Annotated in this window: 1 protein-coding gene; it reads left to right on the top strand. The window is 26.4% G+C overall.

From position 1 onward, the window contains the following. Nucleotides 1-113 precede the first annotated feature (113 nt). Nucleotides 114-968, top strand: coding sequence for a hypothetical protein (locus COC46_RS15755; protein WP_098810776.1), 855 nt, complete (start codon nucleotides 114-116; stop codon nucleotides 966-968). Nucleotides 969-995: the final 27 nt, after the last annotated feature.

Raw genomic sequence — 995 nt, 5'->3', positions numbered from 1 at the left:
CCTTACCTATCTGTATGAATTAGGAAAAAATATTAAGGCAGAACTCTCTTAATAAGGTAATATAATAACTAATATAACTTTAATTTATATAAACTATTAAAAGAGGTTAAATAATGAAAGATTATATGGCAAATTATTGTTTTAATGTTGATGATATAGTTGGAGAACATGATGATTTTGGACTCAGTGTAGATTTTGATGGTAACTTGGTTTTATTGTCAGAAAAAAAAGAGAAAACAAGGTATGTGCATACTATCTTTCATTTTTTAGATGGCGAAATAAAAAAAGTATACCTTCCAAAAGTCAAGAATTCATATACTTATGCTCAACCGATGGATGATAATTGGTTACTGGTCAGTTCAAGAACGGACTATGAAGATGAGTTAAATGCAACTATTTATGATATATACGGAAACTTTCTGGAGAAGTTTTCTTTAGACGATGCCATAGAAGATGTCCAAACGACAAAAAATTCTAATATTTGGGTAAGTTATTTTGATGAGAATACGAATTCTGGACTGAGTTGTTTTAACAATAAAGGACAATTATCATTTGAATTTAGTGAATATGTTAGACAAACAAACAATCAGTTACCTTATATTGAGGACTGCTATGCATTAAATGTAATTTCCGAAGAAACAATATATATCTATTATTATTCAGATTTTCCATTGGTAAAATTAACAAAAAATAGTTTTGAAATAATTAAGAATATTCCTATTAAAGGTAGTAGCGCATTCGCTATCCATAAAGATTATGCTTTGTTTGATAATGGTTATAATCAAAAAGGTAAAATGCATTTATTTTCCATGACAAATAAAACTTTAATAAGTTTTTATTTATTAGATAAGAATGGGAAGGTCTTAAATTATAACTATGCCGTTGGAAGAGGTAGTAAATTATATTTTAAAAAAGATAAAGATGTATATCTTTTAAATTTAGAGGATTTTCTAAATAAATTATGCTAATTTTATACAACTAACGCATGCTTATAT

It is taken from the genome of Bacillus sp. AFS041924, from assembly GCF_002577195.1.
Taxonomy (GTDB): Bacteria; Bacillota; Bacilli; order Bacillales; family Bacillaceae_G; genus Gottfriedia.
This window is presented reverse-complemented; position numbering and strand designations above follow the sequence as displayed.

Bases quoted from the DNA above. Each gene is read 5' to 3' on its own strand.
- COC46_RS15755 (WP_098810776.1), top strand. From the start codon at position 114: ATGAAAGATTATATGGCAAATTATTGTTTTAATGTTGATGATATAGTT.